At 68.4% G+C, this 23,627-nt stretch carries 20 protein-coding genes; 12 read left to right on the forward strand and 8 right to left on the reverse strand.

The features are described from left to right. Position 1: 1 nt before the first annotated feature. From ACFPO9_RS20410 to ACFPO9_RS20420, 3 genes are all read right to left on the reverse strand, one after another. Positions 2 to 1,294 (reverse strand): MFS transporter, encoded by a 1,293-nt coding sequence (locus ACFPO9_RS20410; protein ID WP_379774158.1) that lies wholly within the window; start codon positions 1,292 to 1,294, stop codon positions 2 to 4. Positions 1,295 to 1,491: 197 nt separating this feature from the next. Beyond that, complete coding sequence (locus ACFPO9_RS20415; protein ID WP_379774160.1) at positions 1,492 to 2,670, reverse strand: CmpA/NrtA family ABC transporter substrate-binding protein; 1,179 nt, start codon at positions 2,668 to 2,670, stop codon at positions 1,492 to 1,494. 54 nt (positions 2,671 to 2,724) lie between these two features. Next, positions 2,725 to 3,357 (reverse strand): ANTAR domain-containing response regulator, encoded by a 633-nt coding sequence (locus tag ACFPO9_RS20420; RefSeq protein WP_379774163.1) that lies wholly within the window; start codon positions 3,355 to 3,357, stop codon positions 2,725 to 2,727. 210 nt (positions 3,358 to 3,567) lie between these two features. On the opposite strand from ACFPO9_RS20420, the gene ACFPO9_RS20425 reads away from it, so the two are divergent. The 4 genes from ACFPO9_RS20425 to ACFPO9_RS20440 all read left to right on the forward strand — a co-directional run bounded on the left by ACFPO9_RS20425 (position 3,568) and on the right by ACFPO9_RS20440 (position 8,811). Further along, on the forward strand, positions 3,568 to 3,807 hold the full coding sequence (locus ACFPO9_RS20425) for a hypothetical protein (RefSeq protein ID WP_379774166.1): 240 nt from the start codon (positions 3,568 to 3,570) through the stop codon (positions 3,805 to 3,807). A gap of 13 nt (positions 3,808 to 3,820) precedes the next feature. Further along, complete coding sequence (locus ACFPO9_RS20430) at positions 3,821 to 3,964, forward strand: hypothetical protein (protein ID WP_379774168.1); 144 nt, start codon at positions 3,821 to 3,823, stop codon at positions 3,962 to 3,964. A gap of 143 nt (positions 3,965 to 4,107) precedes the next feature. Next, positions 4,108 to 6,513 carry a S9 family peptidase gene (locus ACFPO9_RS20435; RefSeq protein ID WP_379774170.1) on the forward strand — a complete coding sequence of 802 codons (2,406 nt, stop codon included), beginning with the start codon at positions 4,108 to 4,110 and terminating at the stop codon, positions 6,511 to 6,513. Positions 6,514 to 6,576: 63 nt separating this feature from the next. Then, the gene (locus tag ACFPO9_RS20440; RefSeq protein ID WP_379774173.1) at positions 6,577 to 8,811 is read left to right on the forward strand and encodes an RIFT barrel domain-containing protein; all 2,235 of its coding nucleotides are present in this window, start codon (positions 6,577 to 6,579) and stop codon (positions 8,809 to 8,811) included. Positions 8,812 to 8,820: 9 nt separating this feature from the next. On the opposite strand, the gene ACFPO9_RS20445 is transcribed toward ACFPO9_RS20440, so the two are convergent. From ACFPO9_RS20445 to ACFPO9_RS20455, 3 genes are all read right to left on the reverse strand, one after another. Next, the gene (locus ACFPO9_RS20445) at positions 8,821 to 9,345 is read right to left on the reverse strand and encodes a DUF2726 domain-containing protein (RefSeq protein ID WP_379774176.1); all 525 of its coding nucleotides are present in this window, start codon (positions 9,343 to 9,345) and stop codon (positions 8,821 to 8,823) included. A 94-nt stretch (positions 9,346 to 9,439) separates the two neighbouring features. Beyond that, entirely contained in the window at positions 9,440 to 10,672 is a 1,233-nt protein-coding gene (locus tag ACFPO9_RS20450) for an ArgE/DapE family deacylase (protein WP_379774179.1), read from the reverse strand. 19 nt (positions 10,673 to 10,691) lie between these two features. After that, entirely contained in the window at positions 10,692 to 11,912 is a 1,221-nt protein-coding gene (locus tag ACFPO9_RS20455; protein ID WP_379774182.1) for a urate hydroxylase PuuD, read from the reverse strand. Positions 11,913 to 12,020: 108 nt separating this feature from the next. Between ACFPO9_RS20455 and ACFPO9_RS20460 the strand changes: the two genes are divergently transcribed. From ACFPO9_RS20460 to ACFPO9_RS20495, 8 genes are all read left to right on the forward strand, one after another. Next, entirely contained in the window at positions 12,021 to 12,959 is a 939-nt protein-coding gene (locus ACFPO9_RS20460; protein ID WP_379774184.1) for a LysR substrate-binding domain-containing protein, read from the forward strand. A 66-nt stretch (positions 12,960 to 13,025) separates the two neighbouring features. After that, complete coding sequence (locus ACFPO9_RS20465; RefSeq protein WP_379774187.1) at positions 13,026 to 14,771, forward strand: allantoate amidohydrolase; 1,746 nt, start codon at positions 13,026 to 13,028, stop codon at positions 14,769 to 14,771. A 55-nt stretch (positions 14,772 to 14,826) separates the two neighbouring features. Next, positions 14,827 to 15,387, forward strand: coding sequence for an RNA polymerase sigma factor (locus tag ACFPO9_RS20470; RefSeq protein WP_379774190.1), 561 nt, complete (start codon positions 14,827 to 14,829; stop codon positions 15,385 to 15,387). Beyond that, positions 15,384 to 16,013, forward strand: a complete 630-nt coding sequence (locus tag ACFPO9_RS20475; protein WP_379774192.1) for a zf-HC2 domain-containing protein — start codon at positions 15,384 to 15,386, stop codon at positions 16,011 to 16,013. Before ACFPO9_RS20470 ends, ACFPO9_RS20475 begins: the two co-directional genes overlap by 4 nt. Next, positions 16,010 to 17,329: a S8 family peptidase gene (locus ACFPO9_RS20480; RefSeq protein WP_379774194.1), complete on the forward strand. Its 1,320-nt coding sequence runs from the start codon at positions 16,010 to 16,012 to the stop codon at positions 17,327 to 17,329. Before ACFPO9_RS20475 ends, ACFPO9_RS20480 begins: the two co-directional genes overlap by 4 nt. Then, positions 17,287 to 17,985 carry a TorF family putative porin gene (locus ACFPO9_RS20485; protein ID WP_379774196.1) on the forward strand — a complete coding sequence of 233 codons (699 nt, stop codon included), beginning with the start codon at positions 17,287 to 17,289 and terminating at the stop codon, positions 17,983 to 17,985. The genes ACFPO9_RS20480 and ACFPO9_RS20485 overlap by 43 nt, the downstream gene beginning before the upstream one ends. Before the next feature lie 65 nt (positions 17,986 to 18,050). Beyond that, positions 18,051 to 19,190 (forward strand): TIGR03118 family protein, encoded by a 1,140-nt coding sequence (locus ACFPO9_RS20490; protein ID WP_379774198.1) that lies wholly within the window; start codon positions 18,051 to 18,053, stop codon positions 19,188 to 19,190. A gap of 172 nt (positions 19,191 to 19,362) precedes the next feature. Beyond that, entirely contained in the window at positions 19,363 to 20,568 is a 1,206-nt protein-coding gene (locus ACFPO9_RS20495; RefSeq protein WP_379774200.1) for an ammonium transporter, read from the forward strand. A gap of 12 nt (positions 20,569 to 20,580) precedes the next feature. Here ACFPO9_RS20495 and ACFPO9_RS20500 read toward each other — a convergent pair whose 3' ends face one another. Together ACFPO9_RS20500 and ACFPO9_RS20505 are read right to left on the reverse strand one after the other, a co-directional pair. Further along, entirely contained in the window at positions 20,581 to 21,894 is a 1,314-nt protein-coding gene (locus tag ACFPO9_RS20500) for an NRAMP family divalent metal transporter (protein WP_379774202.1), read from the reverse strand. 76 nt (positions 21,895 to 21,970) lie between these two features. Then, a complete protein-coding gene (locus ACFPO9_RS20505) occupies positions 21,971 to 23,545 on the reverse strand; it encodes a S53 family peptidase (protein ID WP_379774204.1) in 1,575 nt (524 codons plus the stop codon). Between the last annotated feature and the right edge of the window lie 82 nt (positions 23,546 to 23,627).

Here is a 23,627-nt window from a genome sequence, read left to right on the forward strand (position 1 = left end):
CTTATGCTGCGGCAGGTGCCGGAGTTTCAGCGGGGGCGGCGCCGAAGCGCACGCCGATGGCGCACACGCTGGCCGCCAGCACGGCGCCGCCGAGGATGAACAGGGTCTGGCGCACGTCGCCCGTGCCTTTCATGAGGAAGCCGGCCAGCACCGCGCCGACGTTGCCGCCGGCGCCGACGATGCCGGCCACGCCGCCCAGCGCCTTGCGGTTCACGAAGGGCACCAGCGCGTAGGTGGCGCCGCAAGCCATGTGGGTGCACATGCCGAAGGCCAGCATCGCCACGATGGCCAGCGCCACGCTGGCGGTTTGCGAGAACCAAAGCAGCCCCAGGCCTTCGCCCACCATCAGGATGAAGAGCAGGTTGACGCGGCTGTTCAGGCTTCCTTTCGAGGCGGCCTTGTCCGACAGCCAGCCACCGAGGGCGCGGGAGAACAGGGCCAGCAGGCCGAAGCTGCCGGCCGCCATCCCCGCTTCCTTCAGGGACAGCTTGAAGTGGTCGACGTAGTAGACCGCAGCGACGTTGTGGATGAAGAGCTCGATGCCGAAGCAGGCGCCGTAGGTGACGAACAGCAGCCATGCGCGGTAGTTGCGGCAGGCCTCGATGAAGCTCGCCATGCCACCCTTGCCGCTGGCTTCGAAGGGCGTGCCGGCCGCGCGCAGTGCGGCGTAATTCCCTTCCGGGCAGTCCTGGGTGAACTTCCAGTAGACCACCGCCATCACCAGCATCAGCACGCCCGGCACCAGCAGGGCCACGCGCCAGCCCATGGTCTCGCTCACGCCCAGCATGATCACGGCGCCCATCAATAAAGGCATGGTGGCCTGGGCGACCCCGCCGCCGCTGTTGCCCCAGCCGGCCGCCGCCGCGTTGGCGGTGCCGACCACGCGCGGGCCGAACATCACCGAGGTGTGGTACTGGGTAATCACGAAGCTGGCGCCGACCGCGCCGATCCCGAGGCGGAACAGCAGGAAGCTTTCGTAGCTCTGGGCCATGGCCACGCCCAGCACGGGGATGGCGCCGATCGCCAGCAGGCCGGTGTAGGTCTTGCGCGGACCGAAGCGGTCGCACAGCGGGCCGACCAGCAGGCGCACGAGGATGGTGATGGCGACCGCCGCGATGTTGATGTCGGCGATCTGCGAGATCGACAGGTGGAACTCGCCTTTGATGACCGGCATCAGCGGCGCGCAGGCGAACCAGGCGAAGAAACAAACGAAGAAAGCCACCCAGGTCAGGTGGAAGGCACGCATCTGCGGCGTGTCGAAGGAAAACAGCTTGATGTTGTTCGCTTTGGCCATGCATCGCTCCCGAAAAAAGAAAGGCGCCCGCTGCCTGGCCGAGCACATGTCGTATGTGTTCGGGTGCAGCGGACGCCGTTGTCCTTGTAAACGTCTATTTCATGGGGATCGCCGTTGATCCTCGATGGGAGTATTTGCAAGAGCCGTGCCAGACGCCCTTCCCCCTGGCGCAAGCCGCAATGCCCGGCGCATGCGCTTCATTGCGGTGCACCATGCGCGAAAACGGGGCGCGGGGCCGCACCGTCAAAGGAAGAGATATATGCAAGCGGGTCCTGGCCGTTCCATACCCGGCCGTCCATCAGCACGGAGGAACGCAGCAGGCCGGCCGGCGACGCCACCCCTGCCAATTCGGCCGCTTCGCGGTACAGGCCGACCCGGTTTACGCGCGTGGCGACGGCCAGGTAATCCGGGTCTTCGCGCAGCAGGCCCCAGCGCCGGTGCTGGGTCATGAACCACATGCCGTCGGACAGCCAGGGGAAGTTGGCCTCGCCATGCGCGTGGAAGTGCAGCGGATCGGGGTCGAGCCAGCCCCGTCCCAGGCCGTCTTCGTAACGGCCCTGCAGGCGCCCGGCAATCAGCTCGCGGCCGGCATTGACCCAGGCCGGGCTGGCGAGGATCTCGGCGGTGGCGTCGCGGTGCGCGGGCGAAGCGTCGATCCAGCGTGCCGCCTCCAGCAGCGCCGCCACCAGCGCGCGGCAGGCATCCGGATTGGCGTCGGCGAAGGCGGCGGTGGCGCCCAGCGCCTTGCCGGGATGGTCGGGCCAGATGTCCTGGCTGGCCGCCACCGTGACGCCGCAGCCGTCGAGCACCGCCCGCGCGCCCCAGGGTTCGCCGGCGCAGAAGCCGTCGATATGCCCGGCCGCCAGGCTGGCCGCCATCTGCCCCGGCGGCACGGTGGCAAGCTGGATGTCGCGCAGCGGATCGATGCCGGCGGCGGCCAGCCAGTAATACAGGAACATCGCGTGGTTCCCGGTCGGGAAGGTGTGCGCGAAGGTGAACGGTCGGGCGCCCCCGCGCCGGCGGCTGCGGCGCATGTGGGCCGCCAGCGAAGGACCGTCGACCACGCCCTGCTCCGCCAGCGCGCGCGACAGGGTGATGGCCTGGCCGTTGCGCGACAAATTCATCAGCACCGCCATCGGCACGGCGCGCGAGCCGATGCCCATCTCGACGCCATATATGAGCCCATACAGGACGTGCGCGGCGTCCAGGCTGCCCGCGATGAGGCGGTCGCGCATGCCCGACCAGGAATGCTCGCGGCTGAGGGCCAGCTTGATGCCGTGTTTTTCGTCGAGGCCGAGTACGGAGGCCATCACCAGTGGGGCGCAGTCGGTGAGGGGCAGGAAGCCGGCGCGGATGGTGGGGTTTGCAGGGGTCATGTTATCTCTTCCACCGTCATTCCCGCCTTCGCGGGAATGACGAGCATCGGTCTACTATAAAAGGTCTTCCACATCGAGGACGCGCTGCGCCACCTCGCCCAGCCGCAGCTTGCGGTTCATCGCCATGCTGCGCAGCCGCTGGTAAGCCTGTTCCTCGCTCAAGCCGCTGCGCGCCATCAGCACGCCCTTGGCTTTTTCCACCAACCTGCGCTCGGCCAGCTGGCGGCGCGTGTCGGACAGCTCGTCCAGCAGCTTGCGCTCGCGCCGGAAGCGCGCCAGGGCCACGTCCAGTACCGGCTTCACGCGCGCGGCCTGCAGTCCGGCCACGATATAGGCCGACACGCCGGCGTGCAGCGCGGCGTCCATGCTGGACGGGTCCTGGTCGTCGGTGAACAGCACGATCGGGCGCGGCTCGTCGCGGGTGGCGATCACGATGTGCTCGAGCACGTCCCTGGCGTCGGATTCGCTGTCGATGATGATCATGTCCGGCTGGATCTGGGCGATCCGCTCGGGCAGGAAGATATCGGCCGGCAGCGAGGCGACGATGTCGTAACCGGATTCCAGCAGCCCGATGCGCAGCGCCGTGTTGCGTTGCGCCTGCGCCGCCATGGCCTGCTCACCGGCGCCGGGTGCGGTGTTGACCACGACGATGCGCAGGGTGCGCTGGACGGAAGGGGGCGATTTCATGCCTATCGGATATGCAAGTTTCGGGCCAGAGCTCGACTGGATGTCCTCAGAGATATTGACAGCGCGTATATCAGAGCCAAAGACAAGCCACAGTTTGCTTCAAGAAAACATTCACAAATCCAATGGAGAACATCACGAACTAAAAGTTCACTTATGTCTGAAGTCTACCTATACTGCACCGCAACAACACAGTATTTATCGGAGAACTTCATGAGCACCGCAACGATCACCCAGGCGCAGGACAAGGGACTGCGCCACCAGTTTGCAGAGACCGCCCGCAATATCCGCGCCTTCGCGATCGAACTCTATGTCGCCCACGGCGGCTGGTTCTCGCACGACGCCACGCGCGCCGGGCAAACCTCGCGCCGCCAGCTGCTGTCGCTGGCCGCCGCCGCCGAATCCCATAGCCCGGCCCTGTCGGCCGAACTGCGCCACTTCGCTTCCAAATAACAAGGACACCATCATGACCCCAGTCGAATACGTCACCGTCGCCATCTCGGCCCTGGCCATCCTTACCCGCATCGTGTTCTTCATCCGCAACCCGTCCGTGACCACCCCGGCCGAGCTGTGGATCAGCGAACACCCGCAGCTGAAGGAACTCGGCTAAACCCGATTCAGCAGCACCGCTCGCGTCTCCGCGCCCGGCATTGGCCGGGCGTTGTCGTTTACGCATGCATATATAATTCCCACCCTGCATTAATGTCGGCTGAGCTAGAATGTTTTTTTGCAATTTCTACTCGACAAGCAACGATGCGCCTTCCTCTTTCCGCTTCCGCTCTCACCGTCCTGGCCGCGCTGCTGGCCGCCCCTGTCTTAGCCGCGACGCCCGTCACCCTCGACCAGGCCATGGCCCATCCCGACTGGATCGGCACGCCCGTGGAAGCCGCCTGGTGGAGCTGGGACGGCAAGCAGGTCCTGTACAAACAGAAGCGCACCGGCTCGCCGCTGCGCGACATCTGGCAGACCGGCGCCACCGCCGGCATCAACAAGGCGCGCCAGGTCGGCGACGCCGAGCTGTCCAAAATCGACAGCCCGGACGTGGCCTACAACCGCGAGCGCACCCGCGCCATCCTGCTGCGTAACGGCGACCTGTTCGAGCGCGACCTCAAGACCGGTGAGCTGGCGCAGATCACGCGCGCCAGCGGGGTTGCCATTGGCGGCGTGCAGTATTCCGCCGATGGCCGCAGCGTGCAGTTCCGCGTCGGCGACGACTGGGCCAGCTGGGACCGCGCCAGCCGGTTGATCTCGCCGCTGGCCGTGCTGCGCGCAGCCAAGGATCCGAATGCCGCGCCGGAGGCGGACGCGCTGCGCGACATGCAGCTGCGCCTGATCGCCACCCTCAAGCGCCAGAAGGACGAGCGCGATGCCCAGCGCAACCGCGCCGAGGAAGAACGCCGCGCCGATCCGACCCGCGCCCCGGCCCCGATCTACCTCGGCGACAAGCTGGCGATCGTCACTTCGCACCTGTCGCCGGACGGGCGCTGGGCCTTGGTGGTGACCGGGCCGAAGGATGCGGATAAAGGCCGCGTCGGCAAGATGCCGCGCTACGTGACGGAATCCGGCTATGAAGAGACCTCGGACGAGCGCACCCGCGTCGGCCGCAAGGACCCGCGCCCGCACGGCCTGAAGCTGGTCAACCTGCAGACGCGCGAGGTGAAGGACCTGTCCTTCGACGTCCTGCCCGGCATCAAGGACGATCCGCTGGCCGCCATGCGCGCCGAGCACAAGCTCGATGCGCTCAAGGGCAACCGCGCGCTCAAGATCGGCTTCGGCGGCGAGACCATCGTCTGGAGCCCGAACGGCGCGAATGCCGCCGTGATGCTGCGCTCGGTCGACAACAAGGACCGCTGGATCGCCACCGTCGATCTGCCGCGCGCCGCGCTCAAGCCGGTGCACCGCCTGACGGACCAGGCCTGGGTCAACTTCGACAACAGTGAATTCGGCTGGCTGCCGGACAACGGCACGCTGTGGTACCTGTCCGAGGAAAGCGGCTACTCGCACCTGTACACGCTGGACGCGAGCGGCCGCACGCGCGCGCTCACTTCCGGCAAATGGGAAGCCTCGGACGTGGCCTGGTCGCGCGACGGCGACACCGCCTGGGTCATCTGCAACCGCAAGGACCCGGGCACCTACGAGGTCTGCGCGGTCAACGCCAGGGATGGCGCCACCCGCGAAGTCAGCCGCCTGGATGGCGGCGTCGAGGACTTCCGCCTGTCGCCGGACCAGCGCAAGCTGCTGGTCCACTACTCCGGCCCCTACCTGCCGCCGCAGATCGCCACCCTGCCCTCGAACGGCGGCGAAGCGGTCAAGCTGACCGACACCCGCAGCGCCGAATTCAAGTCCCACGACTGGATCCAGCCGCAGTTCGTGACCGTCCCCTCGACCCACGGCGCGGACGCGATCTGGTCCAAGCTGTACCGCCCGGCCCAGCTGGAAGCGGGCAAACAATACCCGGTGGTGATGTTCGTGCACGGCGCCGGCTACCTGCAGAACGTCTCGCACCGCTACACGCCCTACTTCCGCGAGCAGATGTTCCACAACCTGCTGGTACAGAAGGGCTACGTGGTGCTGGACATGGACTACCGCGCCTCGAAGGGCTACGGCGCCAAGTGGCGTAACGCGATCTACCGCCAGATGGGCCATCCGGAGCTGGACGACTACCTGGACGGCGTGAACTGGATGGTCGCCAACCAGCAGGGCGATGCGAAGAATGTCGGCGTCTACGGCGGCAGCTATGGCGGCTTCATGACCTTCATGGCCCTGCTGCGCGCACCCGAGGTGTTCAAGTCGGGCGCCGCGCTGCGCCCGGTCACCGACTGGACCACCTACAACCACGAGTACACCGCCAACATCCTGAATACGCCGGACGTCGATCCGGAGGCGTATAAAGTGTCCTCGCCGATCGAGTACGCACAGAACCTGAAGGGCAACCTGCTGATCGCGCACGGCATGGTCGACGACAACGTGTTCTTCCAGGACTCGGTGCGCATGGCCCAGCGCCTGATCGAGCTGAAGAAGGACAACTGGGAACTGGCGCCCTACCCGATGGAGCGCCACTCCTTCGTGCAGCCGGAGAGCTGGTACGACGAGTACCGCCGCATCTACCAGCTGTTCGAGCGCACGCTCAAGCAGCCGGCGCCGTCTTCGGCACAATAAACGGTATCATCGGGGCGCCTTCGGGCGCCCTTTTCAATTCAGCCTTCGGCCTTCGACCTTCCCATGCCTGCATTCCGCCTTCGTCCCGCCTTGCCATGCCTGCTCCTGCTGCCGTTCGCCGCCGCGCACACCCAGAGCCTGCCCGAGACCGGCCAGCTCGACACGCAGAAGGTGCTGCAATCGCGCTACGCCGGCGCGCCGTCTGTCGCACCGGGCCAGGCTGCACCGGACCAGGCCGCACCAAGGCAGGCGGCGCCGCGGCAGGCTGCGCCGGACTGGGGCGACGGCATCACCGGCGTGGTGGTGGAAACCGGGGATGCCGGCGGCAAGACACCGATTCCCCTCAGCTTCGGCCAGGTGTTCGCGCCGGGCGACCTGAAACGCGGCGAGGCGCTGCTGGGCCGCCTGGCCGACGGCCACACGGTGCCGCTGCAGGTCGACGTCAAGGCCACGCACCCGGACGGCTCGGTGCGGCATGCCGTGATCAGCGCCGTGCTGCCGAACGCAGGCAAATCGGGTTCGCAGGCGCTGGCGCTGGTGAAAGAAAAGGACAGGGCGGACGCCGCGAAACCGGGCGCGCCGGCCTCCGTACAAGCCCTGCTCGACGCCGGCTTCAGCGCCACGGCAAGCGCCGCCATCGGCGGCCAGGCCTGGACCGCCTCCGCCGACAAGCTGCTGCGCCAGAAGCCGGAGGTATGGCTGGACGGTCCGCTGGTCACCGAATGGCTGGTTTCGTCCCCGCTCAGGAACGAGAAAGGCGTGGAGCACCCGCGCCTGAGCGCGCGCTTCGCGGTGCGCTGGTACCGGGCGCTGGGCAAGGCGCGCGTCGACGTCAGTATCGAGAACGCCTGGGCCTTCCAGCCGGCGCCGCGCAACGAAACCTACGACGCCCGTATCCAGGTGGGCGGCAAGGAGGTGTATGCGAAACAGGACCTGGTCCACTACAACCAGGCGCGCTGGCGCAAGACCTTCTGGTGGGGTGAGGTGCCGGCGGTGCACCTGCGCCACGACAGCGCCTACCTGATGGCCTCGCGCGCGCTGCCGAACTACGACCGCTCGGTGCACGTGGCAGAGCGGGCGTTGGCGGAGCTGAAATCGAAGTGGACCGGAGAGAGGACGGAACCGATGGGCATCGGCCTGGCACTACGCTACATGCCGACCACCGGCGGGCGCAGCGACATCGGCCTGCTGCCGGCCTGGGGCGCCCTATATCTGCTCAGCATGGACAAGCGGGCGAAGGAGGCCACACTCGGTACCGCCGACCTGGCCGGCAGCTGGTCCATGCATTACCGCGACCGACGCACCGACAGGCCGGTCAGCCTTGGCGATTATCCCTACATGACCATCCTCGGCCACGCCGGCGACACGCGTAACCCGAAAACCGGCAAACTAGAGATGTTCCCGCCCTGCCCCAGCGAGGCCTGCAAGACGCCCTACACCCACGACGTTTCGCACCAGGCCTCCTTCGCCTACTTGCCCTACCTGGTCACCGGCGACTTCTACCATCTGGAAGAACTCGAGTTCTGGGCGATGTACGATGTTTTCAACTCCAACCCCGCCTACCGGGAGAACGTCAAGGGCTTGCTCAAGTCTGACCAGGTCCGTGGCCAAGCCTGGGCCTTGCGCACACTCGGGGAGGCGGCCTACATCGCGCCCGACAGGGACCCGCTGAAGGCGGACTTCCAGCGCATCGTAAAGGCCAACCTGGACTGGTACAACGCCGAGTACACCGACAATCCCAAGGCGAACATGCTGGGCTTCATTGCCAACGGTTATGCGCTGTCTTACCACAAGGGGAACGGCGTGGCGCCATGGCAGGACGATTTTTTCACCGCCGCCGTCGGCCACCTTGCCGATCTGGGTTTCGAGGGTGCCGGTCGTCTGCTGGCCTGGAAAGCGAAATTTCCGATCCAGCGCATGACGGCGCCGGGCGCCTGCTGGACCGATGCCGCCATCTACTCGCTGGTGGTGCGCGATTCCAACGCCTCTCCCTTCTACACTAGCATGGCAGAGGCCTGGAAGGCCAGCCACCCGCCCAAAGTCGCGCAGCTGGCCTGCGACAGCGCCGAACTGGCGCAGGCGCTCAAGGTGAAACCGAACGAGATGACCGGCTACGGCGCCACGCCCATGGGCTATCCGGCCAATATGCAGCCGGCGCTGGCCTATGCGGCGGATGTCGGCGACAAGGCCGGGCGCGAGGCCTGGCAGCGCTTCGTCTCGCGCAGTGCGCAGCCGGATTACAGCGCGGCGCCGCAGTTCGCCATCGTGCCTCGCCAACTGCCTGCGCCGGAAAAATAAGGCGCCCGCTCAGCTGATTGCGAGCGGATCGGCGGCCGGGGCCGGCGCCGCGGCTGGAGTTGGAGCTGACACGGGCGGCAGGATGGCGGCGCGGATCTCGGCCGCCGGCGGCTTCTGGCGCGACTGGAACCGGACCGTCCTGTAGCCGCCCTGCGCCAGGCGCCCGTCGCGAACCTGGTCCTTGACTTTGGCATGGGTCCGGTCGTCCAGCTCGACCACGGCCACGACTTCGCAGCGCTTGTTGCAGACCACGTAGTCGATGCGCTGCTGCGCGATGCGCTGGCGGTCGCCGAACGCCTGCTTGCGGTCGGTGTTGGCGGATTCGATCAAAGCCGACATCGCAACCTGGGGGAAGATGTAATGCTCGGGCAGGGCCGCGACCAGCCTGCCGAAAAACTCCAGCTCGTTCTCCGTCATGATGGGGCGCGGCTTGTAGGCCGCCTCCGGCCGGCGCTTCCTTGCCTGGCCAAGCACCAGCCGCATGAGCAGCAGGAGCACCAGCAGCACCGGCAGGACGAAGATTGCGATGTTCATGGCCGATCTCTTTGCTATCCGTTCGAAAGATCAGCAGGATAGCAAGCAAGAGGCCCTGAAAATCCTCGCATTGTCACCGCGCCGGCCGGCGCCTTCAAGCTCCCAGCAGATCGAGCAGCGTCAGCGCCACCACCTTGGTCGCCTTGCGCAAGTCCTCCAGCGCCAGCTTCTCGTCCGCCTTCTTGGCATTCGATTCGGGCACGGTGCGCGGGCCGGCGCCGTACAGCACGGCCGGAATACCGCGCTCGCCGTACAGGCGCGCGTCCGCATACAGCGGCGTGCCCCTGGCTTGCGGCGCTTCCCCCATGACGGCCTGGCCGTTGCGCTGCAGGCTCTCGACCAGCCGCTGGCCGCCCGGCAGCGGACGCAGCGCGTGCGAGAGCAGCAGGCGGCGGATCTCCAGGCGGATGCCGGGGCAGTCCTTCACCGCATCCTCGATCAGCGCGCGCACCTGGGCCTCGACCGCCACCGGGTCCTCTTCCGGAATCATGCGGCGGTCCATCTTCATCACCACCTTGCCCGGCACGACGTTGGTGTTGGTGCCGCCGTCGATGCGGCCGACCAGCATGGTGGGGGAATCGATGCCGGGAACTTGCGACTTGATCTTCCTAAGCTCGGGCAACTGGCCGTAGATGGCGTTCAGGATGCGCGTCGCGGCCTGCAGCGCATCGATGGCGGTCTCCGGCATCGCGCCGTGGCCGGCCTTGCCGTGCACCGTGATCTCCAGCTGCAGGCAGGCGTTGTGGGCGGTGACGATGTCGTAGGCGAAGCCGGCGGCGATCACGAAGTCGGGCCTGGTCAGCTCCCGCTCCAGCAGGTAGCCCGGTCCGAGCAGGCCGCCGAATTCCTCGTCGTAGGTGAAGTGCAGCTCCAGTGCGCCCTTCAAGGGTGCGCCCAGCGCTTCGAGTGCGCGGGTGGCGAAGATGAAGGTGGCGAAGTCGCTCTTCGACACCGCCGCCGCGCGGCCGTAGATGAAGCCATCCTCGATCACGCCGCCGTAGGGAGGCTTGCTCCAGCCCTCGCCCGGCGGCACCACGTCGCCGTGGGCGTTCAGGGCCACGGTCGGGCCGCCCGCGGCATAGGGCCGGCGCACGATCAGGTTGGTGATGCTCTGCATGCCGTAGTCGCGCACCCGGTCTTCGGGAACGGCGTGCTTCTCGGCCTGCCAGCCCCAGGCCGCCACCTTGTCGGCCACCGCCTCCGCGTGCGGCGCGTTGTTGCCGGGCGGGGTGTCGGTCGGGATGCGAATCATCTCCTGCAGGAAGGCCACCTCTTCATCGAAGTGGGCGTCGATCCACTGCAGCAGTTTTTCTTGTGCCTGTTCCATTCAATTCATTCCTGCTCAGTTAATTCATCCGTGCGCCGGACTCGAACCAGGCCGCAAGCTGCGCGCGTTCGGCGTCCGTCATGTTGGTCATGTTCGCCAGCGGCATAGCCTTCAGCTGCACCGCCTGCTGGTAGATGCGCTGGGCGTTCTGCGCGATCCCGTGCGGATCGTCCAGCGTCACGCCGGCCGGCGCGGTGGCGAAGCCCGGCTGCGTCGGATGCGCCGCATGGCAGGATACGCAGCGTTGCTGGATGATGCCCTGGACTTGCGCAAACCGGGCGCCCGCGTTGGCGCCTGCCGCCGCGGCCGATGCAGCCGGCGGATTCGGCGCAATCGCAATCGCCACCGCCAGCAGCAGCACCACGCCCACTACCGGGTACTGCCATTCGACGCGGCCCTTGTGGCGCAGGTTGAAGAAATGGCGGATGAAGACGCCGGCCAGCATGATCCCGGCCAGCACCGCCCAGGCATGCTCGTGGCGGTAGGTCATCGCGAAGTGGTTGCTGATCATGATGAACAGCACCGGCAGCGTGAAGTAGTTGTTATGGACGCTGCGCTGCTTGCCGCGGATGCCGTAGATCGGGTCGGGCTTGTCGCCGGCGATCATCGCATTCACCATCTTGCGCTGGCCAGGGATGATCACCATCGCCACGTTGGCGACCATGATGGTGCCGATCATCGCGCCGACGTGGATGTAGGCCGCGCGCCCGCTCAGCCAATGCGTGAGCACCCAGGTGGCGCCGACCAGCAGCGCGAAGACGACGGCGCCGAAGGCCAGGTCGTGCTTGCCCAGCTTCGAGCGGCACAGCAGATCGTAGACCACCCAGCCGACGACCAGGCTGCCGATGCCGATGCCGACCGCCTGCCAGCTCGACAGGTCGGCCACGCCGCGGTCGACCATCATGGCCTGGGCGTTGAAGTAATAAACGATGGTGAGCAGCGCGAAGCCCGACAGCCAGGTCGAATAGGCTTCCCACTTGAACCAGTGCAGGTCGGCCGGCAGCTCGGCGGGCGCGACCAGGTATTTTTGCGGGTTGTAGAAGCCGCCGCCGTGCACCGCCCACAGCTCGCCGGCCACGCCCTTCTTCGCCAGTTCGCCGCCGGGCGCCGGCGGGCGCAGCGAGTTGTCGAGCCAGACGAAATAGAAGGAAGCGCCGATCCAGGCGATGCCGGTAATGATGTGCAGCCAGCGAACCAGCAGGTTCATCCACTCGAGGCCATACGGAAGCAGGTAGTCCATTTACATCCCTTTGCACGCGCGATTACCACAAGATAAACCGGTTTCCATTTATTCAACATGAAAAATACCGTATATTCGACATAAGCACACGCATATACGAATCTTCCAATGAGCAGCCTGCCCCAGCACCTCGACCTGCACCTGATCCGCATCCTCTACCTGCTGCTGGTGGAGAAGAACGTGTCGCGCGTGGCTCTCAAACTGAACCAGCCGCAGCCCTCGATCTCGGCCTCGCTGCGTAAACTCCGCGAGCTGACCGGCGATCCGCTGCTGGTGCGCGGCGCGCGCGGCATGGTGCCGACCCAGCACGGCGAGAGCCTGCTGAAGCCGGCCAAGCGCATTCTCGACGAGACCGAGAGCCTGTTCATCAAGAAGTCGCCCTTCGTGCCGGAGGAGGCGGAACGCACCTTCCACATCGCCGCACCCGACTACCTGGACACCCAGTTCCTGCCCAGCGTGGTGGCCTCGATCCGCCGCGGCGCGCCGAACAGCAAGGTGTCCATCCACCACCTGGGGGCGGGCACGGACTACCTGCGCATGCTGTCCGACGGCGAGATCGACCTGGTGATCGCCAACTGGGACGAGCCGCCGGCCCACCTGCACATCTCCAAGCTGTTCGAGGACCCGATCATCTGCACCATGCGCGCCGACAGCGCCTACGCCAAACGTACCGCCGGCGATGCGATGACGCTCGAGGACTATCTCAGCCTGCCGCACGTGGCGCCCTCGCCCATGCTGCCGGGCTACCACGGCGTCATCGATTCCTTCCTGGAGCGCGAAGGCCTGCAGCGCAAGGTGGCGGTCGAGTCGCCCTACTTCGGCCTGATCCCCTACATGCTGACCCAGACCGACCTGGTGCTGACCACCGGCCGCCAGTTCATCCGCTTCTACGAACGCACGCTGCCGCTGAAGAATTTCACGGTGCCGATCAAGTTCCCGCCGATGCGCTTCTACCAGCTGTGGCACCAGCGGGTGCATCAGTCGACTGAGCACAAGTGGTTGCGGGATCAGGTCACGGCCGCCGCGAAGGCATTGGTCAAGCCGTAATCGAACATATATCCATGATCAGGGTTAGCATATGAGCGCGACACTTGCAGGATTTATCATCCCATCATGACGACACTCGACCACCTGAACAGCTGCGACACCGCCACCTTCGTCGACACCCTGCGCGGCATCTACGAGCACTCGCCCTGGATCCCCGAACGCGCCGCCGCCCGGCGCCCCTTCGCGACCCTGGCCGCCCTCAAGCTGGCGCTGCAGCACGCCGTCACGCAAGCCGCCGAGGACGAGCAGCTGTCCCTGCTGCGCGCCCACCCCGAGCTGGCAGGCAAGGCGGCGATCGCGGGCGAGCTGACGCTCGAGTCGACCGGCGAGCAGGCCGCCTCCGGCCTGGACCGCTGCAGCGCCGAGGAGTTCGCGAGCCTGCACCGCCTGAACGCCGCCTACAACGACAGGTTCGGCTTCCCCTTCATCCTCGCCGTGAAAGGCCCGACCGGCAAGGGGCTGACGCGCCAGGCCATCATCGCCACCTTCGAACGCCGCCTCAAGCACCGGCGCCAGGACGAGCTGCAGGAAGCGCTGCGCCAGGTGCACCGCATCGCCGAGATCCGCCTCAACGCGCTGCTGGGCGTGGAACTCGCCTTCGGTCCGGCCATCATGGCATGGGCCGAAGAGATCGGCGCCATCTCCGACGACGAGCAGGGCCTGACCTGCGCCTACATGACGCCCGCCCACCGGCAGACCGCGGCAAAGCTGGCGGACTGGATGCGCCAGGCCGGGATGGACGTGCACGTCGACGCCGCCGGCAACGTGGCGGGCCGCTACGCCGCCATCGATCCGGCTGCGAAAACGCTGATCACCGGCTCGCACTACGACACCGTGCGCAACGGCGGCAAGTACGACGGCCGCCTCGGCATCCTGCTGCCGATCGCGATCGTGCGTGAACTGCACCGGCGCGGCGAACGCCTGCCCTATCACCTCGAAGTCATCGGCTTCGCGGAAGAGGAAGGCGTGCGCTTCCGTTCCACCTTCCTCGGCAGCCACGCGGTCACCGGACATTTCGACCTGTCCCTGCTGGAGCGCCAGGATGCCGGCGGCGTCACCATGCGCGAAGCCCTGCTGCAGGCCGGCCACGACCCGCAGCAGATCCCGGCCATCGCGCGCGACCCGGCCGGCCTGCTCGGCTACGTCGAAGTCCACATCGAACAGGGACCGGTGCTGCTGGAGAAGGGCTTGCCGCTGGGCGTGGTCACGGCCATCGCCGGCAGCTCGCGCTACCTGGTCGAGCTGGAAGGTTTGGCCAGCCACGCCGGCACCACGCCGATGACCATGCGGCGCGATGCCGCGGCGGCGGCGGCCGAGATCGTGCTGCTGGTCGAGCAGCGCTGCTCGGGGCAAGCCGCGCTGGTCGGCACCGTCGGCCAGCTGCAGGTGCCGGACGGCTCGGTCAACGTGGTGCCGGGCCGCTGCCGCCTGTCGCTCGACATCCGCTCGGCTTTTGACGACGGGCGCATCGCGGCCGTGCGGGATGTCATGGACGGCATCGCCGCCATCTGCGCGCGGCGCGGCATCGAATTCACCGTCGAGCAGCTGGTCGAAGCCGAGGCCGCGCCCTGCGCGCCGCGCCTGATGGACCGGCTGGGCGAGGCGGTGCAGCGCGCCGGCCTGCCGCGCTTCGACCTGCTGTCGGGCGCCGGCCACGATGCGATGGCGATGGCGGCCGTCACCGAGGTCGCGATGCTGTTCACGCGCTGCGGCAACGGCGGTATCAGCCATAATCCGCTGGAGACCATGACGGCGGACGATGCCGACATCGCGGCGCGGGTGCTGCTCGACTTTTTACGCCGCTACCGCTGAACCGTTTGAACCTTTTGGCGGCTTGGGGGTATTCACCGTCAACAGAGGAGACCGAATGCGCGACAGGCAGACGGATGGGGAGGCGGAGCTGCTCGGCCGTGTCGCGGCCGCGGACCGTCGCGCCTTCGAATGCCTGTACCGCGCCTACTTTCCGCGCCTGACGCGCTTCCTGCACCGCATGACGCGCAGCGTCCCGCTGATCGAGGAGCTCGTCAACGATACGATGCTGGTCGTGTGGCAGAAGGCGGGCAGCTACGACGGCAGCTGCAAGGTCTCGACCTGGGTGTTCGCGATCGCCTACCGCAAGGCCTGCAAGGCCTTGCACGGGCTGGATGAGCCGCTGGAATCCATCGAGGAAGCCCGTGAAGGCGATGCGAGCTGGCAGCCGGATTGGCAATTCGAGCAACTGAGCCTCGGCCATGCGGTCGACGCCGCGCTCGCCGCGCTGCCGCTGGAACAACGCGCCGCCTTCCAGCTGAGCTTCTATCACGACATGGCGTATGCGGAGATCGCGGATATCATGGAATGCCCCGTCAACACGGTCAAGACGCGCCTGTTCCACGCGCGCCGGCGCCTGGCCGTGCTGCTGGGGCGGCAACTGGAGGGCAGGACATGACCGAAATCGAAGCGCAGGACGCCCTGCCGTGGCTGATCAACGGCACCCTGGACAGCGAGGACGCCGAGCGCCTGCGCGCCCACCTGGGCAGCTGCGCCCGCTGCCGCGAGGAGTTCGAGCTGCTGCTGGCCGTGCGTGTCGCCGGCCCCGGTTCTGCGCCCGCCTGCGACGTCGAACGCGCCTTCGCGCGCATGCTGCCGCGCCTGGAACCGGCCGCGGGCCCGCTTGCGCCCGCGGCGCCGGCCGGCCTGCTGGAACGCTGGCGCGCGCGCCTCGCCGCCAACGACCGCAGCTGGCTGCGCCATGCGGTCGCGCTGCAGGCCGGCCTGATCGCCGTGCTGGCCCTGCTGCTGGTCCGCCCGGACCGCCTGCAGGACAGCGCCTACCGCGGCCTCGGCGCCGCCGCCCCGGTATCGAGCGGCATCGTGGTCGTGTTCCGCCCGGAGACGCCGGAACGCGAGCTGCGCCGCATCGTGCGCGACAGCGGCGGCCACCTGGCCGGCGGGCCGACCGCCGGCGACGCCTGGCTGGTCGATGGCGCCGACACGAAGGCCGTGCTGGCCAGGCTGCGCGCGGAGCCGGCCGTGGTGCTGGCCGAAGCGCTGGCCGCGGAGCAGCAGCCTTGAAACCGCTGTTCGCCGTCCTGCTGGCGTGCTGCCTGGGCTGCTGCGCCCTGCCCGGTGGCGCCCGGGCCGCCGAAGCCACCGAAGCCATCGCGGCCGGCGCGCAGGCGGCCGGCGCCTCGCGCCAGCTGCTGGTGATGCTGCGCCTGCCGCCGCCGCACTACCGGCCGGACAGCAGCTACGGTGGCGGCTATGCGGACGACGGCACCCGCGCCGCGCGGCGGCGCCAGGCCACCGAGCTGGCGGCCGCCTATGGACTCAAGCTGGTGGACGACTGGCCGATGCCGGCCATCGGCATCGACTGCTTCGTGATGGAAGACCCGGGCAGCGCGCCGCTGGCGCGCGTGCTCGACGCGCTCGGGGGCGATCCGCGCGTGGCCTGGGCGCAAGCGGTCAACGATTACCGCGGCCTGGACGGCGCCGGGGGGCGCGGCGGCGATCCGCTGCTGCCCCTGCAGCCGGCGGCGCACGCCTGGCGCCTGGCCGAGCTGCACCGCGCCAGCACCGGGCGCAAGGTGATGGTGGCGGTGATCGACAGCGGCGTCGACGCCACTCACCCTGACCTGGCCGGGCAGGTGGCGCTGCGCCAGAACTTCGTCGATACGGTCGCTGATGCCGCCGAAAGCCATGGCACCGCGGTGGCCGGCATCATCGCCGCGCGCGCCGGCAACGGCCTGGGCATCGCCGGGGTCGCCCCGCAGGCACGGCTGATGGCCTTGCGCGCCTGCTGGGAGATCGCGCGCCAGGAGACACGCTGCAACAGCTTCACCCTGGGCAAGGCCCTGCACTTCGCCGTCATCAACGATGCGCGGGTGATCAACCTCAGCCTGGGCGGGCCGCCGGACCGGCTGCTGCAGGCCCTGATCGAGACCGCCCTGGCGCGCGGCATCGCCGTGGTCGGCGCGGTCGATCCGGAGCGCGCCGACGGCGGTTTTCCGGCCGCGTATCCCGGCGTGATCGCGGTGACGGCAAGCGGCGACCGGCGCTTCCTGCCCGCAGGCGCCCTGCAGGCGCCCGGCGCCGACATTCCCGCCACCCTGCCGGGCGCGCGCTGGGGCATGGTGTCCGGCTCCTCGTACGCCGCGGCCCAGGTTGTCGGCCTGGCCGCGCTGCTGGTCGAGCTGCGCCCGGCGCCGCCCTCGCCATGGCGGCGCGCCTTCGTGACGGCGGCGCGCACCAGCCTGGTCGCACAGGCTGGCGGCGCGCGGCAGGAGCAAGCTGGTAGCATAGACGCATGCGCGACCATTGCGCGCGCCGCCGGAGCATGCGTCTGCTTATGTCCCTCGACCGCCGCAACGACAGCCGAACTTCTCCATTAAGCACCCGCGGCGTGCGCGCCGCCGCCTGTCTGTCGCTGGCTTGCGCCGCATGGCCGGCCGCCGCCCAGACCAGCGGCAACCTGGGCCTGGTGTCCGAGTACGCGGTGCGCGGCATTTCACTGGGCGCCCATCCGGCGCTGCAACTGCGGGTCGACCACGATGCGCCCGGCGGCTGGTATTTGGGCGGCTTCGTGTCGCCGGCCACCCTCGGCGACGGCAGCCAGACCGAGTTGATCGCGTACGGCGGCCGCGCCGGGCGGCTGCCTTCGGGTCTCAGCTGGGACGCCGGCATCAGCCGCGCCAGCTTCTCGCGCGACCACGAGTACGACTACGACGAAGTCCACGCCGGCCTGGCGCTGGACCGCGCCAGCGCGCGCCTGTTCCTCTCTCCCGCCTACTACGGCGCGGCCCCCAGCGCCTACCTCGACCTGAATGCCTTCCACCCGCTCGGCGAGCGCCTCAGGCTGACCTTCCACGCGGGCCTGATGCACCGCTTCGGCAGCGATCCGGATACCCACGCCGACCTGCGCGTGGGGCTGGCCGCCACGCTGGGCGATCTCACCCTGCAACTGGGCTGGCAGACGCTCCTGCGCCAGGCGGGCAGCGGGGCGCCGCGCGCACGCGCGCTCACAGGCAGCGCCGGTATCCGCTTCTGAGTTATTGAACCTTGCAGGGCCGGGACGGCATTAACGAGATGCCCTTCCACCTGACAGGAGTCATCATGAGCACCCAATTCAAAGCGGCCGCCTGCCTCAAGGCCGGCCTGTTCGGCGCCGCCCTGGCCGCCGCCCTCGCCGCCTGCGGTGGCGGCGGCAACGACAACATGCCGGCGGCAATGACGCCGCCCGCGGTCACGCCCACCATCGCCAGCGCCTTCGCCACCCGCAGCCTGGTGGCGGACAGCGGCGCCGGCGCCGAGCACACGGATCCCAAGCTGGTCAACGCCTGGGGCATCGCCTTCAACCCGGCCGGCTTCGTCTGGGTGGCGAACAATGGCAGCGCCACCTCGACCCTGTACGACGGCAACGGCGTGCCGCAGACCCTGGTGGTCGCGATCCCGCCGGGCAGCGCCGGCACATCGAATCCGACCGGGATCGTCTTCAACAGCGGCGCCACCTTCCAGGTCAGCCAGAACGGCGTCAGCGGCGGCAGCGCCTTCATCTTCGCCAGCGAGAACGGCACGCTGTCCGGCTGGTCGCCGGCGGTCAACCGCACCAATGCCATCGTCGCCGTCGATACCGGCGCCAGCGGCGCGGTCTACAAGGGCCTCGCCACCGCCAGCTACCTGGGCGCGAGCTATCTTTACGCGGCCGATTTCCGCAACGGCCGCGTCGACGTCTACGACAGCACCTGGAAGCCGGTCACGCTCCCCGGCGGCAGCTTCAGCGATCCCAGCCTGCCGACCGGCTATGCGCCTTTCGGCATCCAGGCCATCGGCGGGCGCATCTACGTCGCCTATGCGCAGCGCGCGGCAGGCGGCAGCGAGGAGACCAAGGGCGCGGGCCTGGGCATCGTCGACGTGTTCGATGCCGGCGGCGCCCTGGTGAAGCGCTTGATCGGCAATGGCGGCGCCCTGAACGCGCCCTGGGGCCTGGCGATGGCGCCGGCCAACTTCGGCGGCGCCAGCAACATGCTGCTGGTGGCGAACTTCGGCGACGGCAAGATCAATGCCTTCAATGCCGACACCGGCGCCTTCGCCGGCGCCCTGTCGCGCAGCGGCGGCGCGCCCATCGTCATCGACGGCCTGTGGGGCATCGCCTTCGGCCCCGGCGTGAACAGCCAGCCCACCAATACCCTGTTCTACACCGCCGGCCCCGGCGACGAAGCGCACGGCGCCTACGGCCGCATCGACCTGCAATAGCCCATTTTGGCGCACGCGCGCACCGCGGCGGTGCGCGCGCACCCGGGCGGGGCGTTTGCCCCCGCCTGCGCGGCGGCAGTGCATCCCGGCGTCCCTCTTTCACCAAATTGGAACGCTTATTGCTATCAAGAAGTGCTCTGGCAAGCGAACTGCACTTTTTTGGAAACCATGCATGGATGCCTATAAAACCGGGGCCGACGCGCTCTTCATCCTGCTCGGCGGGATCATGATCCTGGCGATGCACGCCGGCTTCGCCTTCCTCGAACTGGGCACGGTGCGCCGCAAGAACCAGGTGAACGCGCTGGTGAAGATCCTGATCGACTTCGCCGTCTCGACCATCGCCTACTTCTTCATCGGCTACGGCATCGCCTATGGCGTGCACTTCTTCGGCAGCACGGACACGCTGACGGCCAAGAATGGCTACGCGCTCGTGAAGTTCTTCTTCCTGCTGACCTTCGCGGCGGCGATCCCGGCCATCATCTCGGGCGGCATCGCCGAGCGCGCCAAATTCCATCCGCAGATGGCCGCCACCTTCGTGCTGGTCGGCTTCATCTACCCCTTCTTCGAGGGGATCGTCTGGAACAAGCGCTTCGGCTTCCAGCACTGGCTGCAGGGCAGCTTCGGCGCGCCCTTCCACGACTTCGCCGGCTCGGTGGTGGTGCATGCGGTGGGCGGCTGGGCCGCGCTGCCGGCGGTGCTGCTGCTGGGCGCGCGGCGCGGGCGCTATGCGAAGGACGGCCGCATCGCCGCCCACCCGCCCTCGAACATCCCGTTCCTGGCGCTGGGCGCCTGGATCCTGACCGTGGGCTGGTTCGGCTTCAACGTCATGAGCGCGCAGACCCTGGACAAGATGAACGGCCTGGTCGCCGTGAACTCGCTGATGGCGCTGACCGGCGGCACCCTCGCCGCTTTCGTCATGGGCCGCAACGATCCCGGCTTCGTCTACAACGGCCCGCTGGCCGGCCTGGTGGCGGTGTGCGCCGGCTCGGACCTGATGCATCCGCTCGGCGCGCTGGTCACCGGCGCGGTGGCCGGCGCCATCTTCGTGTCGCTGTTCACGCTGGCGCAGAACCGCTGGCGCATCGACGACGTGCTGGGCGTGTGGCCGCTGCACGGCCTGTGCGGGGCCTGGGGCGGCATCGCGGCGGGGATATTCGGCAGCCGTGCGCTGGGCGGCCTGGGCGGCGTGTCGCTGGTGTCGCAGCTGTTCGGCACCGTGCTCGGCATCCTGGTGTCGGGGCTGGGCAGCTGGATCGTGTACGGTGTGCTGAAGAAGACGGTGGGCCTGCGCCTCGACGCCGAGCAGGAATTCGACGGCGCCGACCTGTCCATCCACCGCATCGGCGCCACGCCGGAACGCGAGACCAACTTCCTGTAGCCGGCCGCCGCCTCAGTACAGGAACTCGGCGCCGAACATGGTCAGCACCGCGAGCGCCATCACGCCGGTGCACAGCCAGCCGAGCGCGCGCAGGCGGCCCCTGATTTTCAGGGCGCCCATGATCCGGGTGCTGGACGCCACCGCCATCATGATCACCATGACCGGCACCGCGATCACGCCGTTCAGCACCGCGCTCCAGTACAGCGCCTTGATCGGATCGATGGGGACGAAGTTGATGCCGACGCCGGCCAGGGTGGCGACGATGATGATGGCGTAGAACTTGCGCGCCGCCGAGAATGTGCTATCCAGGCTGCTCTTCCAGTGGAAGGTGCCGGCCATCGCATAGGCCGCCGAGCCGGCCAGCACCGGAATCGCCAGCAGCCCGGTGCCGACGATGCCCGCCGCGAACAGGACGAAGGCCAGTTCGCCGGCCACCGGCTTCAGCGCCGACGCCGCCTGCGCCGAGGACTGCAGGTCGACCGCGCCATGCGCATGCAGGGTCGTCGCCGTGGTCAGCATGATGAAGAAAGCGACCAGGTTCGAGACCGCCATGCCGACCAGGGTGTCGAAGCGGATCCGCCGGAACTGGGACTTGACCTGTTCCGGCGCGCGCCGCAGCGGCTGGGCGTCGGCGTCCGCGCGCAACTCCTCGACTTCCTGGGCGGCCTGCCAGAAGAACAGGTAGGGACTGATGGTGGTGCCGAACACGGCGACGATCGTGGTCAGGTATTCCTTGTGCCAGGCCGGCTGCGGCCAGACCGTCGAGCGCAGCACCTCGGCCCAGGGCACGCGCACCACGAACACGGTGGCGACATAGGCCAGCAGCACCAGGGTCAGCCACTTCAGCAGGTTGACATAGCGCTGGTAGGGGATGAACACCTGCAGCAGCACCGACAGCAGGCCGAAACCGACCGCATACCACTGCGCCTTGCCGGGGGCGACCAGCACCATGGCGTCGCCCATGGCCGCGATGTCGGCCGCGATGTTGATGACGTTCGCGACCAGCAGCAGGCCGACGATCAGCCAGACCAGCCGGCGCGGCGCGAAGCGCTGCAGGTTGGTGGCCAGCCCGCGTCCCGTGACCCGGCCGATGTGGGCGCTGATCATCTGGATCGCTACCATCAGCGGGTAGGTGAGCAGCAGGGTCCACAGCAGGTTGAAGCCGAAGCGGGCGCCGGCCTGCGAATAGGTCGCGATGCCGCTCGGATCGTCGTCGGCCGCCCCGGTGATCAGCCCCGGCCCCAGCTTCGACAGCCAGGCCGAGGCTTCCGGCGATGGCTTGTCGCCGGATACGTCAAGGGCAGGTTCGGCGTCTCGGGAGTTCATGCGTGCACTGTGCCGGACGGCGCCGCGGCCGTCCGTACGTACGCGCACGCAACACGACCATTGCGCGCCTGGCGCTCTAGCCGCCGAGTGCCGCCAGCAGCTTGCTGCCGATCGGCGATCCCCAGCCGGTGCAGGCGTCCCAGCCCGGCGCCGCCGCATAGGCGCCGTTGTTCCCGGCGTCGATGTCGTGGAAGGCGCCCTTGCCCGCCACCGGCCCGTAGAGCAGCGGATTGAGCCAGCCGACCGGCGTTTGCAGGCGCTGGTTGAAGCGCGCCACCAGGCCGGCCCACAGTGGCGAGACCGCGCTGGTGCCGCCCACCACGAAGTTCAGGAAGTCCACGCGCACGCGATAGCCGGTGGACGGTGAGGCATTCCCGGCGACGTCCGGCACGCCGCGGCCGATGCGCCTGCCCTGGTTGGCGGAGCGCGGCACGTTCGCGCCATCCTGGTAAGCCGGCAGGTCGAACACGTCGCTGACGCCGCCGCCGGTGGCGCTGGTCCGGACGTCATCGTTCCACACCGTTTCGCTGGCGATGCCGCCGCCGCTCGCAAGCAGGCGGGTGCCGCCGCAGGCCAGCACATAGGGGCTGGAAGCCGGGAAGTCGGCGTGCGCCAGGCCGTCCGGCGTACCGTTCTGCGGATTCTGGTCGCTCGAGCCGGCGTCGCCCGAGGCGCAGCACACCGTGACGCCCAGCGCGACCGCGGCCTGGAAGGCCTGATCCATGGCCTGCAGGCCCTGCTCCGTCCAGTCCTTTTCCGGGGCGCCCCAGCTGATCGAAATCACCGAGGGCTTGTTGACGCTGTCGTGCACTGCGGCGCCGATGGCGTCGACGAAGCCCTGCTCGCTGTTCGGCGCAAAGTAGACGGCAATCGACGCGCCCGGCGCCACCGCCCCGGCGATCTCGATGTCGAGCATCACCTCGGCATCCGCGCTCCACGGCAGCGAAGGGCTGTTGCGGCCGCCGTCCACCGAGACCGCCGTCACCTTCGGCGCCGGCAGGTTCAGGCTGCGGAAATAAGTGTTCAGGTCCGTGCTCCGGTAGCCGCCGCCCAGCTCGATGATGGCGATGCACTGGCCGCTGCCGTCCAGCCCCTGCGGGAAGTCGTAGAGTGCAGCGATGTCGGGCGGGGTGAAGGCTGCCGCCGCGGCGCGCTCCTCGGCGGCCTGCATCACCGGCGTCGAGAAGCGGTAGTAGGGCCGGGCGATGGGCGTGTCCTCGATGCCGAACACGCCTTCGACGATATCGCCGAGTTCCGGCGGCAGGTGGATGGGCGCGGTGCGGCGCCGCGAGATGCCGGCCGCATGCTCGACCCGCTCGATGCCGGTCTGGAAGGCCGCGCTCACCTGGGCCGCGGTGCCCGACAGGACGATGCTGCGCGCGGCCGGGCGGCGCTCGACCACCGCCAGGCCGGCCTTGCGCGCGAAGGCCTCGACGGCGTCCATGTCCTCGGCGCTGGCGCCATGCCGGGCCGCGTATTGTTCGCGCGTCAGGTACTGGCGGCGCGCCAGCTCGGCCTGCACCGCATGCAGCGGCGGGGCCGCGCGCGGCCGCAGCACCACGGTGATCTGGAATCGTTCGTCGGCCGGCACTGGGCCGATCGACTGCGCATCGGCCATGGGGGCCGGCACGCTGCCTGGGAGTTTGACCATGTAGACCTCGCTGAAGTGGCACTGAAGGATGGAACAGCATCGATCAGTGTGCGCGCCCGCTTCGAGGCCGTATTTGATTAAC

Source organism: Massilia aerilata (genome assembly GCF_042656905.1).
Lineage (GTDB): Bacteria > Pseudomonadota > Gammaproteobacteria > Burkholderiales > Burkholderiaceae_D > Telluria > Telluria aerilata.

Coding starts and splice junctions, on each gene's coding strand:
- ACFPO9_RS20410 (WP_379774158.1), bottom strand. CDS start 1,294: ATGGCCAAAGCGAACAACATCAAGCTGTTTTCCTTCGACACGCCGCAG.
- ACFPO9_RS20415 (WP_379774160.1), bottom strand. CDS start 2,670: ATGACCCCTGCAAACCCCACCATCCGCGCCGGCTTCCTGCCCCTCACC.
- ACFPO9_RS20420 (WP_379774163.1), bottom strand. CDS start 3,357: ATGAAATCGCCCCCTTCCGTCCAGCGCACCCTGCGCATCGTCGTGGTC.
- ACFPO9_RS20425 (WP_379774166.1), top strand. CDS start 3,568: ATGAGCACCGCAACGATCACCCAGGCGCAGGACAAGGGACTGCGCCAC.
- ACFPO9_RS20430 (WP_379774168.1), top strand. CDS start 3,821: ATGACCCCAGTCGAATACGTCACCGTCGCCATCTCGGCCCTGGCCATC.
- ACFPO9_RS20435 (WP_379774170.1), top strand. CDS start 4,108: ATGCGCCTTCCTCTTTCCGCTTCCGCTCTCACCGTCCTGGCCGCGCTG.
- ACFPO9_RS20440 (WP_379774173.1), top strand. CDS start 6,577: ATGCCTGCATTCCGCCTTCGTCCCGCCTTGCCATGCCTGCTCCTGCTG.
- ACFPO9_RS20445 (WP_379774176.1), bottom strand. CDS start 9,345: ATGAACATCGCAATCTTCGTCCTGCCGGTGCTGCTGGTGCTCCTGCTG.
- ACFPO9_RS20450 (WP_379774179.1), bottom strand. CDS start 10,672: ATGGAACAGGCACAAGAAAAACTGCTGCAGTGGATCGACGCCCACTTC.
- ACFPO9_RS20455 (WP_379774182.1), bottom strand. CDS start 11,912: ATGGACTACCTGCTTCCGTATGGCCTCGAGTGGATGAACCTGCTGGTT.
- ACFPO9_RS20460 (WP_379774184.1), top strand. CDS start 12,021: ATGAGCAGCCTGCCCCAGCACCTCGACCTGCACCTGATCCGCATCCTC.
- ACFPO9_RS20465 (WP_379774187.1), top strand. CDS start 13,026: ATGACGACACTCGACCACCTGAACAGCTGCGACACCGCCACCTTCGTC.
- ACFPO9_RS20470 (WP_379774190.1), top strand. CDS start 14,827: ATGCGCGACAGGCAGACGGATGGGGAGGCGGAGCTGCTCGGCCGTGTC.
- ACFPO9_RS20475 (WP_379774192.1), top strand. CDS start 15,384: ATGACCGAAATCGAAGCGCAGGACGCCCTGCCGTGGCTGATCAACGGC.
- ACFPO9_RS20485 (WP_379774196.1), top strand. CDS start 17,287: ATGTCCCTCGACCGCCGCAACGACAGCCGAACTTCTCCATTAAGCACC.
- ACFPO9_RS20490 (WP_379774198.1), top strand. CDS start 18,051: ATGAGCACCCAATTCAAAGCGGCCGCCTGCCTCAAGGCCGGCCTGTTC.
- ACFPO9_RS20495 (WP_379774200.1), top strand. CDS start 19,363: ATGGATGCCTATAAAACCGGGGCCGACGCGCTCTTCATCCTGCTCGGC.
- ACFPO9_RS20500 (WP_379774202.1), bottom strand. CDS start 21,894: ATGAACTCCCGAGACGCCGAACCTGCCCTTGACGTATCCGGCGACAAG.
- ACFPO9_RS20505 (WP_379774204.1), bottom strand. CDS start 23,545: ATGGTCAAACTCCCAGGCAGCGTGCCGGCCCCCATGGCCGATGCGCAG.